The sequence below is a fragment of the Anaeromyxobacter paludicola genome (assembly GCF_023169965.1).
Classification (GTDB): Bacteria; Myxococcota; Myxococcia; order Myxococcales; family Anaeromyxobacteraceae; genus Anaeromyxobacter_B; species Anaeromyxobacter_B paludicola.
This window is the reverse complement of record NZ_AP025592.1, coordinates 4,018,759-4,034,297: the sequence shown is the minus strand read 5'-3', so window position 1 is coordinate 4,034,297 and position 15,539 is coordinate 4,018,759. Positions and strand designations below refer to the sequence as shown.

General features: G+C 73.9%; 13 protein-coding genes. 6 read left to right on the top strand and 7 right to left on the bottom strand.

The annotated features are described in order from the left end of the window. Positions 1-59: 59 nt before the first annotated feature. Positions 60-1,319, top strand: a complete 1,260-nt coding sequence (locus tag AMPC_RS17975; protein WP_248342886.1) for a hypothetical protein — start codon at positions 60-62, stop codon at positions 1,317-1,319. 147 nt (positions 1,320-1,466) lie between these two features. Here the strand turns inward: AMPC_RS17975 and AMPC_RS17970 are convergent, their stop codons facing one another. The 6 genes from AMPC_RS17970 to AMPC_RS17945 form a co-directional block, all read right to left on the bottom strand. Next, entirely contained in the window at positions 1,467-1,823 is a 357-nt protein-coding gene (locus AMPC_RS17970; protein WP_248342885.1) for a PspC domain-containing protein, read from the bottom strand. A 78-nt stretch (positions 1,824-1,901) separates the two neighbouring features. Further along, positions 1,902-2,045 carry a hypothetical protein gene (locus AMPC_RS17965; protein WP_248342884.1) on the bottom strand — a complete coding sequence of 48 codons (144 nt, stop codon included), beginning with the start codon at positions 2,043-2,045 and terminating at the stop codon, positions 1,902-1,904. A gap of 204 nt (positions 2,046-2,249) precedes the next feature. Further along, positions 2,250-3,311 carry a GNAT family N-acetyltransferase gene (locus AMPC_RS17960; protein ID WP_248342883.1) on the bottom strand — a complete coding sequence of 354 codons (1,062 nt, stop codon included), beginning with the start codon at positions 3,309-3,311 and terminating at the stop codon, positions 2,250-2,252. Between the two features lie 13 nt (positions 3,312-3,324). Next, positions 3,325-4,794, bottom strand: coding sequence for a nicotinate phosphoribosyltransferase (locus tag AMPC_RS17955; RefSeq protein ID WP_248342879.1), 1,470 nt, complete (start codon positions 4,792-4,794; stop codon positions 3,325-3,327). A 69-nt stretch (positions 4,795-4,863) separates the two neighbouring features. After that, positions 4,864-5,667, bottom strand: a complete 804-nt coding sequence (locus tag AMPC_RS17950) for an EcsC family protein (protein WP_248342877.1) — start codon at positions 5,665-5,667, stop codon at positions 4,864-4,866. 46 nt (positions 5,668-5,713) lie between these two features. Next, positions 5,714-6,448, bottom strand: a complete 735-nt coding sequence (locus tag AMPC_RS17945; RefSeq protein ID WP_248342875.1) for a tetratricopeptide repeat protein — start codon at positions 6,446-6,448, stop codon at positions 5,714-5,716. A gap of 166 nt (positions 6,449-6,614) precedes the next feature. Between AMPC_RS17945 and AMPC_RS17940 the strand changes: the two genes are divergently transcribed. The 3 genes from AMPC_RS17940 (at position 6,615) to acnA (ending at position 11,942) form a co-directional block, all read left to right on the top strand. After that, positions 6,615-7,826, top strand: a complete 1,212-nt coding sequence (locus AMPC_RS17940) for a mannosyltransferase family protein (RefSeq protein ID WP_248342874.1) — start codon at positions 6,615-6,617, stop codon at positions 7,824-7,826. Between the two features lie 102 nt (positions 7,827-7,928). Further along, entirely contained in the window at positions 7,929-8,969 is a 1,041-nt protein-coding gene (locus AMPC_RS17935) for a zinc-dependent alcohol dehydrogenase family protein (RefSeq protein WP_248342873.1), read from the top strand. A gap of 111 nt (positions 8,970-9,080) precedes the next feature. Continuing rightward, positions 9,081-11,942 carry an aconitate hydratase gene (gene acnA, locus AMPC_RS17930; protein WP_248342872.1) on the top strand — a complete coding sequence of 954 codons (2,862 nt, stop codon included), beginning with the start codon at positions 9,081-9,083 and terminating at the stop codon, positions 11,940-11,942. Positions 11,943-11,966: 24 nt separating this feature from the next. Here the strand turns inward: acnA and AMPC_RS17925 are convergent, their stop codons facing one another. Beyond that, entirely contained in the window at positions 11,967-13,160 is a 1,194-nt protein-coding gene (locus AMPC_RS17925; RefSeq protein ID WP_248342871.1) for a cation:proton antiporter, read from the bottom strand. A 142-nt stretch (positions 13,161-13,302) separates the two neighbouring features. Between AMPC_RS17925 and AMPC_RS17920 the strand changes: the two genes are divergently transcribed. After that, positions 13,303-13,755 (top strand): hypothetical protein, encoded by a 453-nt coding sequence (locus tag AMPC_RS17920; RefSeq protein WP_248342870.1) that lies wholly within the window; start codon positions 13,303-13,305, stop codon positions 13,753-13,755. Positions 13,756-14,177: 422 nt separating this feature from the next. Further along, positions 14,178-15,518 carry a citrate (Si)-synthase gene (locus tag AMPC_RS17915; protein ID WP_248342869.1) on the top strand — a complete coding sequence of 447 codons (1,341 nt, stop codon included), beginning with the start codon at positions 14,178-14,180 and terminating at the stop codon, positions 15,516-15,518. Positions 15,519-15,539: the final 21 nt, after the last annotated feature.

Genomic DNA, 15,539 nt, shown 5'->3' with positions numbered 1-15,539 from the left:
CGCCCGGCCCGGGGCGAATTCGAGGTCCCCGGCCCGCTCGGTGGTAGGCTCCCCCGCCCATGGCCGCCGCCTCTCCCGCTCCCCGCTGGCTCCTGCCCTTCGCGACCGCCGCGGTGCTGGCCGGCGCGGCGCTCCGGCTCGCCTGGCCGCAGGACATGGAGTGGAAGGGCGACGAGCAGGCGATGTACGCGCTCGCCTCCGACCTCGCCCACGGCGGCCCGCTCCCGTGGGTGGGGCTCGGCTCCGGCGTCGGCACGCGCAACCCGGGCATGAGCGTCTGGGTCTTCGGCGCGCTCCACCGGCTCTTCCACGTGCGCACGCCGGTGGACCTCGGGCGCGCCGTGATGGTCCTCGACGCCGCCGCTCTCGTGGGGCTCCTCGCCTTCGCCCTGACCCGGCGGCGCGAGGAGCAGGAGGGCTGGGCCTGGGCGGCGACGCTCGGCGCGCTCAACCCGGGCGCGGTGCTGCTCCAGCGCAAGATCTGGGCGCAGTCGGTGCTGCCCCTGCCCACCCTCGCCTTCCTGGCCGCCTTCGCCTGGCGGCGCACGCTGGCGGGCGCCTTCCTGTGGGGGCTCCTCGGCGCCTGCCTGGGCCAGATCCACATGAGCGGCTTCTTCTTCGCGGGCGGGATCGCGCTCTGGACGGCGCTCCTCGACCGCGGCCGCCGCGCCGAGGAGAAGCGGCCGGTCCGGTGGGGCGCGTGGCTCGCGGGCTCGGTCCTGGGCGCGCTGCCGCTCGTGCCCTGGGCCCGCGCGGCCCTGCTCGCGCCGGGCGGCGCGCCGGCGCGCCAGCTCGCCAACGCGCAGGAGCTCGGCTTCTGGCGCGACTGGCTCCTCGACCTCGGCGGCCTGCAGCTCCGCTACACGCTGCGGGGCGACTACCTGCGCTTCCTCGCCGGGCCGCGGCTGCTCGGGTGGCCCACCTACGGCGCGGCCGCGGCGCAGGCGGCGCTCCTCACCGTGGCGGTGGCGGCGCTCCTCCTCGGCGCGCGCGGGCTCCTGCGCGGGGCGAGCCTGCGGGGGCGGCTCCTCTCCGCCTCCACCTCGTCGCTCGCGCAGAACGGCGCCTTCGTGGTGATGGGGCTCGCCATCACCCTCGCCGGCATCAAGTTCCGGCCGCACTACCTCCTCGTCGCGTTCCCGCTCACCTACCTCTGGTTCGCCCGGCTCGCGCTCTGGCACGCGCTCGGCCGGAGGCTCCTCGTCGCCACCTGCGCGCTCTACCTGGCGCTCTCGGGGGCCTTCCTCTTTTACGTGCACACCCACGGCGGCGCGCCGGGCGGCGAGTACGGGAGGTCCTGGTCGGCGCAGCAGCGGTGAGCGCCCCTCCCTGTCCCTCCCCCGCTCCGCGGGAGAGGGGAAGAGGGACGCCGGGTCGGATGCGTCGAAGAGCGCGCCGCGCGGCGCTCCCTCCCCGCTCGGGCGGGGAGGGCTGGGGAGGGGCGGCCCAGGGCCCGCTGCCTCCGCTCACGCGCTCGGTGGCGACTGGATCTGGGTGCCGGGGGCGGGAGGGGGCGTGACGATCGGCTGCGTGGGGAGCGCGGCCGGCTCGGGCTCGAGCGGCATCGCGATCCAGAACGCGATGTAGACGAGGAGGCCGATGCCGGCGCCGAAGAGGAGCGTCAGCAGGAAGGCCACGCGGAGCGCCGCCACCGGGAGGTCGAAGCGGTTCGCGAGGCCGCGGCAGACCCCGGCGATCATCTTGCCCTCACGGGCCCGCTCCCACTCGCGGGCCGGGGTGTGCGCGCCGATCCAGCTGCCGCACGCGGCGCACTTGACGGCCTGGGGGTGGTTGCCGGTCTTGCAGTAGGGACAGGTGGTCATGGAGAGGCCTCCGTTCGGACGATCCTACGTCCGGGCGGAGGCCTTATTTCAGTCCCCAGGCGGGACCCTCCGCGGAGGTCAGGACTCCTTCGCGAAGGGGTCGTCCTCGAGCGGGATCACGTCCCTCGGATCGAGCGCCAGGCCCTCGCCCACCATGGCCGCGAGCTCCTCCGACTGCCCGGAGAGCTCGCCACGATCTCGGAGAGCCGGGCGGAGGAGCACCCGCCATGCCAGCCGCGGGCCGGGCCGGGACCCTGGACTGGACGCGGGCCCCGCCGCCGCCCTGGGCGCGCCCGCGCGCGCGCCGGGATGGCGCGGGTCAACGCTCTTCGGCGGTCGACCGCGGAGTCGATCGACCGCCGAAGAGCGGGTCCGCGAGGCCCCTGGATCGGGTTCACACCCGGGGTGAGAACGGCGACCGGTGCTTCATCGACCCGCCCGCTCCAGCACCATCTCGCTCGACGCGAACGTTCGCTTCCAGGCGCTCACGTCCTTGAAGCCGAGCCGGGCGTAGAGCGGCTGCGCGTCCTTGGTGGCGAGCCGCACCGCCGCGGCGCTGCGCACGGCGGGGTGGTCGAGCAGGAGACGCATGAGCGCCGTTCCCAGGCCGCGGCCGCGCCAGGGCCGGTCCACCACCACGTCGTAGATCCAGGCGGTCTTGCCGTCGCTCACCGCGCGCGCGCTCGCGATGACGAGCCCGTCGTCGCGGGCGCCGACCCAGGCCTGCGAGAGCTCGTGGGCCCGCGCGATGCTCTCCGGCCGCAGCCCGGCGAGCCAGTACTCGCCCTCGAGGAGCTTCACGGCCTGGGCGAGGTCGGCCGGAGCGGTGCCGAGCGCGCAGGTGAGCGGCAGGCCTCCCGCCCAGTCGAGGAACGCCGGCACCGGCGCGCCGGGGTTGGCGGACCGGATCACCTCGATGGCGCGTGGATCGCCCGGCAGCCCCCGCTCCCAGAGCTTCTCCATCATCCGCGCCAGCTCCTCCGGCTCGCGGTTCTGGCCGAGCTTGGCCTTGCCGTCGAGGTGCTCGATCGGCATCCGCAGCACGAGCATCTCGTCGAGCGCCGCCCCGTAGAGCGGGCTCTCGGCCTCGAGCGGCTCGAAGCCTCCCTCGGGCTGGTACTTGGCCATGAAGGCGCGGAGGATGCGCGCCTTCTCCGCCCGGTCCTTCACCTGCTCGAGGTGGCCGTGGGCCTGCACGCTCCGGTAGAGCGTGGTGGCGACGCAGGCCCGCCGGGCGTCGATCATGAAGCTCGGGATCTCCGCCACCACCTCCTCGGCCGAGACCACCGCCGGCATGCCCACCGTGGTCCCCTTCTCGCCGGCGCCCGAGCCGTGGAAGAAGACCGCGCCCTCCATCACCACCGCGTTCGAGGCGCGCAGCACCGGCTGGCGCACCGGGGTGGTGGTGGCGAGGTGGACCACGCGGGCGTCGGCGAGGAGGTCGAGGGAGTCCTCGCGGCTCATCCCGAAGAAGGCTTCCTTTCGCATGCGTCAAAGTCTGTCACGACTCGCCGCGCGCGGCGAGGACGAGCGCGGTGCGCCGCTCGAAGAGCCCCTTCTCGAGCCCCACCGGGAGCTGGTGAGGGTTCACGAACCGCTTCACGCCCGGATGGAGCAGCGCGAGCTGCTGGCGCACCCGCGCGCGGGCCTCCTCGAGCGTGGGGCGCGGGCCGACCAGCGCGCCGCCGCGGAAGACCGGCCGGAGGAGGTCCTCCCCCTCGAGCGCTCCGTCGAGCGTCTTGCGGCGGGTGAGGTCGAGCGGGTCCACGATGGTGGCCGGCGACGGCAGCCCGCTCCACTCGTCGTAGATGGCGTCGGCCACGAGCACCCCGTCCTGCACGAAGCGCCTCACCTGGAGGAGCCCCGGGATGGTGGTCTTCTGCACGCGCTCGGAGAGCTTGACGCGGTACTTCCAGGGCTCGCCCGGCCGGCGGACCGCGGTGAGCTTGTAGACGCCGCCGAGCGCGCCGTCGGGCTGGCCGGTGACGAGCCGGGTGCCGACGCCCCACGCCGCGATGCGCGCCCCCTGCTCCTTCAAGCTGTCGATGATGAGCTCGTCGAGCTCGTTGGAGGCGAAGACGGTCGCCTTCTGGAAGCCCGCCTCGTCGAGCAGCCGCCGGGCCTGGATGGAGAGCCAGGCGAGGTCGCCCGAGTCGAGCCGGATCCCGAGCAGCTCCTTCCCCTGCGCGCGGAGCCACTTCCCCACCTCGACGGCGTGGCGCACGCCCTCGAGCGAGTCGTAGGTGTCCACGAGGAAGAGGCAGTTCGCCGGCAGGGCGCGCGCGTAGGACTCGAAGGCCTCCCGCTCGTCGTCGAAGAGCATCACCCAGCTGTGCGCGTGGGTGCCCTTCACCGGGATCCCGAAGAGCCGGCCTGCGAGAACGTTGGAGGTCCCGGCGCAGCCGCCCAGGTAGGCGGCGCGGCTCGCCGCCAGCGCGCCGTCCACGCCCTGCGCGCGGCGCAGCCCGAACTCCACCACCGGCTCGCCCCGCGCCGCGAGGCAGACCCGGGCCGCCTTGGTGGCGATGAGGGTCTGGAAGTTCACGAGGTCGAGGAGCGGCGTCTCGAGCAGCATGCAGGGGATGATGGGCCCCTTCACGCGCACGACCGGCTCGTACGGGAAGACGGCCGTCCCCTCCGGCACCGCGTCCACGTCCACCTCGAGCCGCAGCCCGCGCAGGTGGTCGATGAAGCCGGCCTCGAACAGCGGCGCGCCGTCGGCCCCCCGCTGCGCGGCGACGAAGGCGAGGTCCTCCTCGTCGAAGCGGAAGTGCTCGAGGTAGTCCACCGCCAGCTCGAGCCCGGCGGCGATGGTGAAGCCGCCGCCGTACGGGTGGCGCCGGAAGGAGATCGTGAACACCGCCTCGGTGTCGGCCAGCCCCTCCTTCCAGGCCGCGTAGGCCATGGTGAGCTGGTAGAAGTCGGTGAGGAGCGCGAGCGAGGGGCGGTACAGGGCGGAGGGGAGCGGCATCCCCCCATGCGTACGCCCGCCGCCCCGGCGCGTCCACGCCTTCGACGGGCGGAGCCGGGCGCGCCGCCGCTACCCGAGCCGCTCGTACGCGCTCTTCACCGGGCCCGCGCCGTACCTGCGCTCGAGGCGCCGCACGGTGAAGTGGGCGCGCGCGGTGCCCTGGTAGTGCTCCATGAAGAGCGAGTTGACCGCGGCGCCGCCGGCCGCCCCGAGCACCGGCACGAGCTGCGCCGCCGCCTTCTCCGAGACGGCGAGGCCGAAGCGCTGGGCGACCCGGGCGAGGAGCTGCACCAGGGCGGGCGCGGCGCGGTCGCCCACCGCCTCGGCGATCCCGCGCTGCGCCACGTACTCGGCGGCCCCGGAGACCGCCTTCGCGAGCGCCGCCCGGACGGCGAAGTAGGCGGTCTCGGAGGCCTCGTCCTCCGCGGTCTCGGTGCCGTAGGCGAAGACGGTGAGGCACTCGAGCCGGCCCTCGATGCGCGAGAGGTCCTCGCCCTGCGCCCGCGCGTGATCGGCGATGGCGCGGAACATGAGCGTGGTCGAGACCGGCAGCTCGACCATGAGGCCCGGCAGGCCGATCGCGCCGCCGAGGGCGCCGCTGGCGACGGCGAGCCCGCGGTGCAGCCAGCGGTTCGGCGCGCGGGCCGGGCCCGCGTCGAGCGTCCGGAGCGCGAGCGCCAGGGAGGCGTCGAGCGCCTTGCCGGTGCCGCGGGAGATGAGCTGCTGGCTCGCCGCCGGGAGCGCCTTCACGAGCGCCTCGACGGGCCGGCCGAGGTAGTCGGCGAGGCGGATGGCGAGGCCGGGGTGCTCGAGGATCCGCTTCGCGGCCGTCAGCTCGGTCTCGTCGGCGGGGGTGAGGGGCGGCGAGGGCATGCGCCTCCATTGTGGCCGAGGCGGCGCCGGCGCGCATGCCCCGCCCTCACCCCCCGCAGACCGCCGACCCGACCACCAGGAGGAGGAGCACGATCCCCGCCGCCACCCCGGCCGGCCGCCACGGCTCGCAGCGCCACGCGAACCAGCGCTCGGCGCGACGCCGGAAGCGGGGGAGCTGCGCGTACTCCCGCCAGGCCTCGGCCCGGAGCCGGCGCGCGCCCGCCGGGTCTCCCTCGCCCGCGGCGACCTGCGCGAGCCAGTAGCGACCCTCGACGCTGCCGGGCCGCACCGAGAGGAGCCGCTCCAGCGCCGCCCGCGCGCCGGCGAGGTCGCCGCTCGCGAGCCGCAGCCGGCCGAGCTCGAGGTCGATCTCGCCGTCGCGGAAGCCGGGCTCGAGCTCGCGCGCGGCGCCGAGCACCTGCTCGGCCTGGGGGAAGAAGCCGGCGCGGGCCATGGCGGCGCCCATCGTGTACGCGGTGTAGACGTCCTCGTCGCCGGCCTCCACGTTGGGGCGCAGCACCTCCACCGCGGCGCGCGGGCGCCCCTGATCGAGCAGCAGCTCGGCGAGCTCGAAGCGGGCGCGGCGGTCGTGCGGGTTGGCCTCCAGCGCGCGGCGCAGCTCGGCGCGGCGGCGGAAGCGCGCCAGGTGACGGAGCGGGTCGGGCAGCAGCCCGAAGGTGACGCGGTCCGCCGACCACCAGATGACGATGACCAGCAGCGCGGCCAGGAGCGGGTTGCCGGTGACGAAGCTCAGGAGCCAGAAGCCGAGGAGGTAGGACACGGCGGCGCCCTTAAAGCACGGAGGCGGCGCCGGGTCGAGCGGCGGCGCCGTACGGCGGCCCCTCCCCGGCCCTCCCCGCGCGGTGGGGAGGGTGGACCTCGGGGCCATCGGACGCCCGCGGCTGCAGCTCGTTCCGCCCTCCCCGCCGTTGCGGTAGAACCCGCGCATGCCCTCCGCCGGACCGGCGCTCGCCGGGCCACGCCGCCGCCCCGCTCCGGGCCCCGCCGCCCGCCCCGCGCCCGGCTGGCTCCTGCGCGACGTGCTGCTCCCGTTCGCGTGGACGCGGGCGGCGCTCCTCGGCGTGGCCTGGTTCGCGCTCCAGTTCGGGCAGAGCTGGACCTACCCGCGCCCGGCGGTGGCGCTCCGCGGCTTCTCCTACACCCGCCAGCTCTGGCTCGACGTGTGGGGGCGCTGGGACACGATCTGGTACCTCGACCTCGCCGCCTGGGGCTACAAGGCGACCGGCCCCATCGCCCACGCCCAGAGCAACATCGCCTTCTTCCCCGCCTACCCGCTCCTCGTCCGCGCCGCGCACGCGCTCCTCCCCCGCGCCTGGCAGGGCGAGCTCGGCCGCTTCGCGGTCGCCGTCGCGCTCTCGAACGTCCTCGCCGTCGCGGGGCTGGCGCTCGTGCACGCCTACGTCCGCGCGCGCTTCGCCGACCCGGCGCTGGCGCGCCGGACCGTGCTCTACCTGCTCGCCTTCCCGGCCGGCTTCTTCCTCTCCTGCGCCTACTCGGAGGCCCTCTTCCTCTTCTGCTGCGCCGCCGCCTTCCTCGCGAGCGCGCGCCACCGCTTCTGGCTGGCCGGGCTCGCGGCGGCGGCGGCGAGCCTGGCGCGCCCGGCGGGCGTGCTCCTCGCGCTCCCGCTCGCCTTCCACCTCCTCGAGGCGCGCGGCTGGGATCCGCGCCGCACCTTCCCCCAGGCGCTCGCCCTGCTCCTCCCGCCGCTCGCCCTCGCCGGGCACGCCGCGAACCTCTGGCGCGTCACCGGCGAGCCGCTGGCCCTGTTCCACGCCCAGGCGGCCTGGGGCCGCCACCTCACCTCGCCCTGGCGCACCTTCTTCTTCCCCTCGGGCTACGACCCGCACATGGGCCCGGTGGAGCAGGCCGCGCTGGGGCTCTTCCTGGCGCTCGGCCTGTGGCTCCTCCGCGAGCGCCACTTCGCCGGGGGCGCGTTCACCCTGCTCTCGCTCGTGCCCATCCTCACCTCGGGCACGCTCATGTCGAGCGTCCGCTTCCTGGCGGTGCTCTTCCCGGCCTTCGTCGCCCTGGCGGAGGTCGCCGAGGGCGAGGCGGCCGACCGCTCGGTGCTGACGCTGTTCGCGATGGGCCAGGCGGCGCTCTTCGTCGCCTGGACCCGCTTCTACTGGGTCGCCTGATCGGCCGATCCCCTCCGCGGGAGAGCCCGAAGGGCCAGGCTCCGCCGCGGCGCCGGGGGCGTACGCTCGTCCACCGCGGAAGCCGCGCGGGAAGGAGGGCGTATGAAGGCGCTCGTGTATCACGGCCCCGGGAAGCGCGCGTGGGAGGAGCGGCCCCGGCCGGCGTTGAAGGAGCCCGGCGACGCGGTGGTGCGGATCGCGAAGACCACCATCTGCGGCACCGACCTGCACATCCTCAAGGGCGACGTCGCCACCGTCGCGGAGGGGCGGATCCTCGGCCACGAGGGGGTGGGCGTGGTCGAGGAGGTGGGCCCGGCGGTGAGCGCGTTCAAGAAGGGCGATCGGGTGCTCATCTCCTGCATCACCGCCGACGGCCGCTGCGAGGCCTGCCGCAAGGGCATGTACTCGCACTGCGCCCACGGCGGCTGGATCCTCGGCCACACCATCGACGGGACGCAGGCGGAGTACGTGCGCATCCCGCACGCCGACACGAGCCTGTACGCCGTGCCGCCGGGCGCCGACGAGGAGGCCCTGGTGATGCTCTCCGACGTCCTCCCGACGGGCTTCGAGTGCGGCGTGCTGAACGGCGCCGTGAAGCCGGGGGACACGGTGGCGATCGTGGGCGCCGGCCCCATCGGCCTCGCGGTGCTGCTCACGGCGCGCTTCTACTCGCCGGCCGAGATCGTGATGGTGGACGTGGACCCGAACCGGCTGGAGGTGGCGCGCCGGCTCGGCGCCACCCAGGTGGTGTCGAGCGCCGACGGCAAGGCCGCCGAGCGGGTGCTCGCGCTCACCGGCGGGCGCGGCGTGGACGTGGCGGTCGAGGCGGTCGGGGTGCCGGCCACCTTCGACCTCTGCCAGCAGGTGGTGGCGGCGGGAGGGCACCTCGCCAACGTGGGCGTGCACGGCAAGCCGGTGTCGCTGCAGCTCGAGCGACTCTGGGCGCACAACGTCACCCTCACCACCCGGCTCGTGGACACGGTCTCGACGCCGATGCTGCTGAAGACGGTCCTGTCGGGGAAGCTCGCGCCGCTCCAGCTCGTCACCCACCGCTTCCCGCTCGGCCGCATCGATGAGGCCTACGAGACCTTCGGCCACGCCGCCCGCGAGCGGGCGCTGAAGGTGCTGCTGCTCGCCGGTTGAGCCGGTCGCGCCGGTCGCGCCGGGCCCTCGCGGCGGGCGGGGGCCCTTTCTCCGGTTGCGCCCGGGCCGCTTCGGCGTCATTCATGCACCAGGCGAACAGGGGGTCACACGATGAGCGCGGCGACGGATCGACTTGGGGTGAAGCGGGAGTTCGAGCTCGGCGGGGGGCGGAAGGGCCGGCTCTACTCGCTGCCGGCGCTGGAGGCGCAGGGGGCGGGCCCGATCTCGCGCCTCCCGGTGAGCCTGCGCGTCGTGCTCGAGTCGCTCCTGCGCAACTGCGACGGCCAGCGGGTGCGCGAGGAGGACGTGCGGGCGCTGGCGGGCTGGAGACCGGCCGCCGAGCGGACGGCCGAGGTGCCCTTCGTGGTCGCCCGCGTGCTCCTGCAGGACTTCACCGGCGTGCCGCTCCTCGTGGACCTCGCCGCCATGCGCTCGGCGGTGGCGCGGCTCGGGCGCGATCCCGGCGCCGTCGAGCCGCAGGTGCCGGTGGATCTCGTGGTGGACCACTCCGTCCAGGTGGACGTGGCCGGCGTGCCCGACGCGCTCGCGCGCAACGAGGCGATGGAGTTCCAGCGCAACCGCTCCCGCTACGAGTTCCTCAAGTGGGGGACGCAGGCGTTCGAGACCTTCCGCATCGTCCCGCCCGGCTTCGGCATCTGCCACCAGGTGAACCTCGAGTACCTGGCGAAGGGCGTCCTCGAGAAGGACGGGGTCTGGTACCCCGACACGCTGGTCGGGACCGACTCCCACACCACCATGGTGAACGGCATCGGGGTGGTCGGCTGGGGCGTCGGCGGCATCGAGGCCGAGGCGGCGATGCTCGGCCAGCCCAACTACCTGCTCACCCCGGACGTGGTCGGCGTCCACCTCACCGGCGCGCTGCGCGAGGGGGTCACCGCCACCGACCTCGTGCTGGCCCTGACCGAGCTGCTCCGCAAGACCAAGGTGGTCGGGAAGTTCGTCGAGTACCACGGCGAGGGAGCCCGCACGCTCCCGGCGGTCACCCGCGCCACCATCGCCAACATGGCGCCCGAGTACGGCGCCACGCTCGGCTTCTTCCCGGTGGACGAGCAGACCCTGCGCTACTACGCCGCGACCGGCCGGAGCGCCGAGCAGGTGGAGGCGATCCGCGGGTACTTCACCGCCCAGGGCATGTTCGGCATCCCGCGCCGCGGCGAGGTGGACTACTCGACCGTGGTCGAGCTCGACCTCGGGTCGGTCGTCCCCTCCGTCGCCGGGCCGAAGCGGCCGCAGGATCGGATCGCGCTCGGCGGGCTCAAGGAGCGGTTCCGCTCGCTGCTCGCCGCGCCGGCGGAGGGCGGCGGCTTCGGGCGCAAGCCCGAGGAGCTGGGCCGGAAGTTCGGGGTGGCGAAGGGCGCGGACGGCGCGGCGAGGCCGGGCGGCGGCTCCCAGGAGCCGCGCACCGCGCCGGTGCTGCAGGTGGTGCAGAACACCAACCCGCTCACCGAGCTCGAGATGATGAACAACCGGCCCACCCCGGACCGGCCGGAGTCGTCGCTCGGGCGCACCGCCACCGACGACGAGATCCGGCTCGGCCACGGCGACGTGGTCATCGCCGCCATCACGAGCTGCACCAACACCTCCAACCCCGGGGTGATGCTCGCCGCCGGCCTCCTGGCGAAGAAGGCGGTGGAGCGGGGGCTCACGGTGAGCCCCACCGTGAAGACGTCGCTCGCCCCCGGCTCGCGAGTGGTCTCGGACTACCTCGCGAAGACCGGCCTCCAGCCCTACCTCGACGCGCTCGGCTTCAACGTGGTCGGCTACGGCTGCACCACCTGCATCGGCAACTCCGGGCCGCTCGACCCGCGGATCGAGGACGTGGTGACCCGCAACGACCTCGTCTGCGCCGCGGTGCTCTCCGGCAACCGGAACTTCGAGGCGCGCATCCACCAGGCCGTGAAGGCCAACTTCCTCATGAGCCCGCCGCTCGTGGTCGCCTTCGCGCTGGCGGGCCGGGTCGACCTGGACGTCGAGAAGGAGCCCATCGGCCTCGCCAAGGACGGCCAGCCCGTCTTCCTGCGCGACCTCTGGCCCACGGTGGCCGAGGTGGACGCGCTCCTCGGGACCGGCAGCGACCCGGCCGCCTATCGCCAGAACTACGCCGACGTGGCCGGGCAGAACCGGGCCTGGCTCGAGATGCCGGCGCCCGCCGGCGAGGTGTACGCCTGGGACGCGCAGAGCACCTACATCCGCGAGCCCCCTTACTTCCTGCCCTTCCCCGCCCAGCCGGCCCCCATCGCCCCGGTGCGCGGCGCCCGGGCGCTGGCGGTCTTCGGCGACTCGGTCACCACCGATCACATCAGCCCGGCCGGCAGCATCAAGCCGAGCTCCCCGGCCGGCGGCTGGCTGCAGGAGAACGGGGTGCAGGTGCCCGACTTCAACAGCTACGGGTCGCGGCGCGGCAACCACGAGGTGATGGTGCGCGGCACCTTCGCCAACGTGCGGATCAAGAACCTGCTCGTGCCGGGGGTGGAGGGGGGCGTCACCGTCCACCAGCCCTCCGGGCGGCGGATGTCGATCCACGAGGCGGCGCTCGCCTACGAGCAGGAGGGGGTGCCCCTCGTCGTCTTCGCCGGCCAGGAGTACGGGACCGGCAGCTCCCGCGACTGGGCCGCCAAGGGCACCCGGCTCCTCGGCATCCGGGCCGTGGTGGCGCGCTCGTTCGAGCGGATCCACCGGTCGAACCTGGTCGGGATGGGGGTGCTGCCCTGCCAGCTCCCCGACGACGTCACCGCCCAGAGCCTCGCCATCGACGGCAGCGAGACCTTCGACCTCGAGGGCGCCGAGGGCGCGCTCGCGCCGCGGCAGCGGGTGACGCTCGCGATCCACCGCAAGGACGGGCGGACCGACCGGGTGCCGCTGACGCTCCGCATCGATACGCCGATCGAGGTGGAGTACTACCGGCACGGCGGGATCCTGCCCTACGTGCTCCGGCAGATCGTGGGGCGGTGAGGCCCCCGCAGTTCCTGTAGCCCCCTAGCCCGGCCGCGCCAGCCGCCACCGGAGCAGGGGCGGCGTGACCATCGTCGTCACGAGCACCATCGCCACCACCGCGGCCAGCTCGCCGGGACCGAGGAGCGGCGCGCCGCCGAGCTTCAGGCTCATGCCGATGCCGGCGAAGATGAGCCCCACCTCGCCCCGGGGCACCATCCCGATGCCGACGGCGAGCCGGTCCACCCCGCGCTGCAGCACGGCGAGCCCGCAGGCCTGTTTCCCCAGGAAGGCCGCGAGGATGAGCGCCAGCGCGAGGAGCACCGGCCCGCCGGCCAGGGCGCGCAGGTCCACCTGCAGCCCCATCCGCACGAAGAAGAGCGGCACCGTGGCGGTGGAGAGCGGCAGGAAGAGATCCTCGATCCGGTCGCCCTCGGGCAGGAGCTCGTCCCAGGGGACGCCCTCGAGCACGAGGCCCGCGGCGAAGGCGCCGACGATGGGCGCGAGCCCGGCCACCTCGGCGAGCCAGGAGAGCCCGAGGCAGGCGACGAGGGCGGCGGTGAAGAGCACCCCCTTGCCGTGCATCCGGGAGGCGCCGCGGAACAGCCGGGGGGCCGCCCAGCGGCCGACGACCAGCGCCAGGGCGAGGAAGGCGACGGCCTTCCCGCCGACGAGGCCGAGGGTCGGCAGCGGCGCCCCCTGCCCCTCCACGAGCCCCACCATCACCGCCAGGACGAGCAGCCCGAGCACGTCGTCGATCACCGCCGCGCCGAGGATGATCTGCCCCTCCACCGAGCCGACCCGCCCCATGTCCTTGAGGACGCGGGCGGTGATGCCGACGCTGGTGGCGCAGAGCGTCGCGCCGAGGAAGAGCGAGACGAAGGGGTGGCGGCCCGGCAGGAGGAGCTGGCCCGCCCCGTAGCCGAGCGCCATCGGCACCGCCATCCCGACGACCGCGACCAGCAGCGCCGACGGGCCCACCTTCAGGAGGTCGGCGAGCCGGGTGGAGAGCCCGACCTCGAAGAGCAGGAAGATGACCCCGAGCTCGGCGATGGCCCCGACCACCTCGTCCCTGGCGGCGTACTCGAGGCCGTGGAGGCCGGCCAGCGGCAGGGCGCCGAGCAGGATCCCGGCGGCGAGCTCCCCCAGCACCGCCGGCTGCCGGAAGCGCTCGGCGGCGCTGCCGCCCACCCGCGCCGCGGCGAGGAGGACCACCAGCGCGAGGAGGACGGGACCCATGGGCACGGGAGTGTGTCAGCGGCCCGGCGCGCGATCCAGCATTACCGCCTGTCAGGGACCCCTGGTATGAACGTATCGGGCCCGCGCCCCGCGGACAGGTGGCGCGGGCGGGCCGGCCGGCCCGAGCAGGAGGTCGTTCGAGATGGCAGTCAAGGTGATGGTCGCGACCGCGATCGCGCGGGAGCCGGAGAAGCCGGAGAAGAAGCCGCGCGCGCAGGGCGAGGAGAAGCCGAAGCGTCGCCGGTCCTCGGTGTACGACGCCGACGGCAACGAGGTCTTCATCACCCTCATGTGCCTGAAATGTCACAAGATGCGGCCGCTGTCGCAGTTCGGGCTGCGCAAGATGGCCGACGGCGCGATCCGGAACCAGCCCTGGTGCCGGGGCTGCCGCTCCGGCGCGGGCGCCGGCGCCGGGAAGAAGAAGGAGGAGGCAGTTTCTGCCGCCCCCTCGCTCGAGCCGGTGGCCGCTCCTCCCGTCCTCGCCGCGCCCGAGGCCCCTGCAGTTCCTGCCGCCTCCCAGGCCGCGCCCGCCCGGCCGGCGAACCCCTCCGCCCAGATCGCCGCCGCGCTCGCGGCGGGACTCGGCCGGCGGTAGCCGCGGCGCGGCCAGGCCCCGCGACCGCCCGCGCTCCCTCCATCACCCTCCCCGCTGCGCCGGAGGGAAAGGCCGCGTCTCGCCCCCGCGACCGGCGCCTGAGCCGGCGTCCGGCCGGGCGCCGTGCCTCCGCCCCGCAAGCTATGCGCCCCTCCTGGGGAGTACGCCGCACACTCGCACCAACTGTCACGGTGCGGCCGCTAACGAGTAAGTGTGAAAACCGAAGTAGCCCCCTTTGGGGCAGTCCCTCGGTATCGCCGGGAAGTCCGGCCACATGGCGTATTAGACCCGTGAACTCGACCATTTACGCGAGCCCGAGCGGTTGCTTTACACCATGAGCGTAGGTAGCATCACCGCGCCTCAAAACAGACCCTCCCGCGTCATCCACCGGCCTGGGGAGCCACTCCCTTCGGAGTTTCCACATGAACGAGCCGAAGAAGACCAGTCTCAAGCTGAAGCTTCAGGAGAAGATCGAGGCGTTCCGCCCGAGAATCACCAAGCTGAACAAGGAGTTCGGCAACGTCCAGATCGACACGGTGAACATCGGGCAGGCGATCGGCGGGGCGCGAGACGTCCGCTGCCTGGTGACCGACATCTCCTACCTCGACCCGCAGGAGGGCATCCGGTTCCGCGGCAAGACCATCCCGGAGACCTTCGCCGCCCTGCCCAAGGTACCGGGCTCGGACTACCCGTTCGTCGAGGGCTTCTGGTACTTCCTGCTCACCGGTGAGGTCCCGACCCTCGCGCAGACGCTCGAGGTGGTGCAGGACTTCCGGGCCCGCTCCCAGGTCCCGCAGTACGTCTTCGACGTGCTCCGCGCCATGCCGCGCGACACGCACCCGATGACGATGCTCTCCACCGCCGTGCTGGCGATGCAGCGCGAGTCGAAGTTCGCGCACCGGTACGCCGAGGGCATGAAGAAGAACGACTACTGGGATCCGATGTACGAGGACTCGACCGACCTCGTCGCCCGGCTCCCGGTGATCGCGGCCTACATCTACCGGATGAAGTACAAGGGCGACATCCAGATCGCCCCGAACCCCGAGCTCGACATGGGCGGCAACTTCGCCCACATGATGGGCATCGCGCGGCCGTACGACGACGTCGCGCGCATGTACTTCATCCTCCACTCGGACCACGAGTCGGGCAACGTGTCGGCCCACACCACGCACCTCGTGGCCTCGGCCCTCTCGGACGCCTACTACAGCTTCTCCGCCGGCCTGAACGGCCTCGCCGGCCCGCTCCACGGCCTCGCCAACCAGGAGGTGCTGTCCTGGGTGCAGGGCGTGATGAAGAAGATGGGCGGCAAGCTGCCCTCCGACGAGGAGCTCGAGAAGTTCCTCTGGGACACGCTCAACTCCGGCCAGGTGGTCCCGGGCTACGGCCACGCGGTGCTCCGCAAGACCGACCCGCGCTACACCTCGCAGATGGAGTTCTGCCAGAAGTACCTGCCGGACTACCCGATGTTCAAGCTCGTGAACGCGATCTACCGGGTGGCCCCGAAGGTCCTCACGGCGCACGGCAAGACCAAGAACCCGTGGCCGAACGTGGACGCGCAGTCGGGCGTCATCCAGTACTACTACGGCCTCACCGAGTACGACTTCTACACCGTGCTCTTCGGCGTGGGCCGCGCGCTCGGCGTGCTCGCCAACATCACCTGGGACCGCGGCCTCGGCTACGCCATCGAGCGGCCGAAGTCGGTCACCACCGAGATGCTCGAGAAGTGGGCGCTCGAGGGCGGCCGCAAGCCGGCCGCCGGGTAGCTCCCGGCGCGACTCCCTGAA

Bases quoted from the DNA above. Each gene is read 5' to 3' on its own strand.
- acnA (WP_248342872.1), top strand. From the start codon at position 9,081: ATGAGCGCGGCGACGGATCGACTTGGGGTGAAGCGGGAGTTCGAGCTC.
- AMPC_RS17960 (WP_248342883.1), bottom strand. From the start codon at position 3,311: ATGCGAAAGGAAGCCTTCTTCGGGATGAGCCGCGAGGACTCCCTCGAC.
- AMPC_RS17970 (WP_248342885.1), bottom strand. From the start codon at position 1,823: ATGACCACCTGTCCCTACTGCAAGACCGGCAACCACCCCCAGGCCGTC.
- AMPC_RS17955 (WP_248342879.1), bottom strand. From the start codon at position 4,794: ATGCCGCTCCCCTCCGCCCTGTACCGCCCCTCGCTCGCGCTCCTCACC.
- AMPC_RS17925 (WP_248342871.1), bottom strand. From the start codon at position 13,160: ATGGGTCCCGTCCTCCTCGCGCTGGTGGTCCTCCTCGCCGCGGCGCGG.
- AMPC_RS17935 (WP_248342873.1), top strand. From the start codon at position 7,929: ATGAAGGCGCTCGTGTATCACGGCCCCGGGAAGCGCGCGTGGGAGGAG.
- AMPC_RS17975 (WP_248342886.1), top strand. From the start codon at position 60: ATGGCCGCCGCCTCTCCCGCTCCCCGCTGGCTCCTGCCCTTCGCGACC.
- AMPC_RS17940 (WP_248342874.1), top strand. From the start codon at position 6,615: ATGCCCTCCGCCGGACCGGCGCTCGCCGGGCCACGCCGCCGCCCCGCT.
- AMPC_RS17950 (WP_248342877.1), bottom strand. From the start codon at position 5,667: ATGCCCTCGCCGCCCCTCACCCCCGCCGACGAGACCGAGCTGACGGCC.
- AMPC_RS17920 (WP_248342870.1), top strand. From the start codon at position 13,303: ATGGCAGTCAAGGTGATGGTCGCGACCGCGATCGCGCGGGAGCCGGAG.
- AMPC_RS17915 (WP_248342869.1), top strand. From the start codon at position 14,178: ATGAACGAGCCGAAGAAGACCAGTCTCAAGCTGAAGCTTCAGGAGAAG.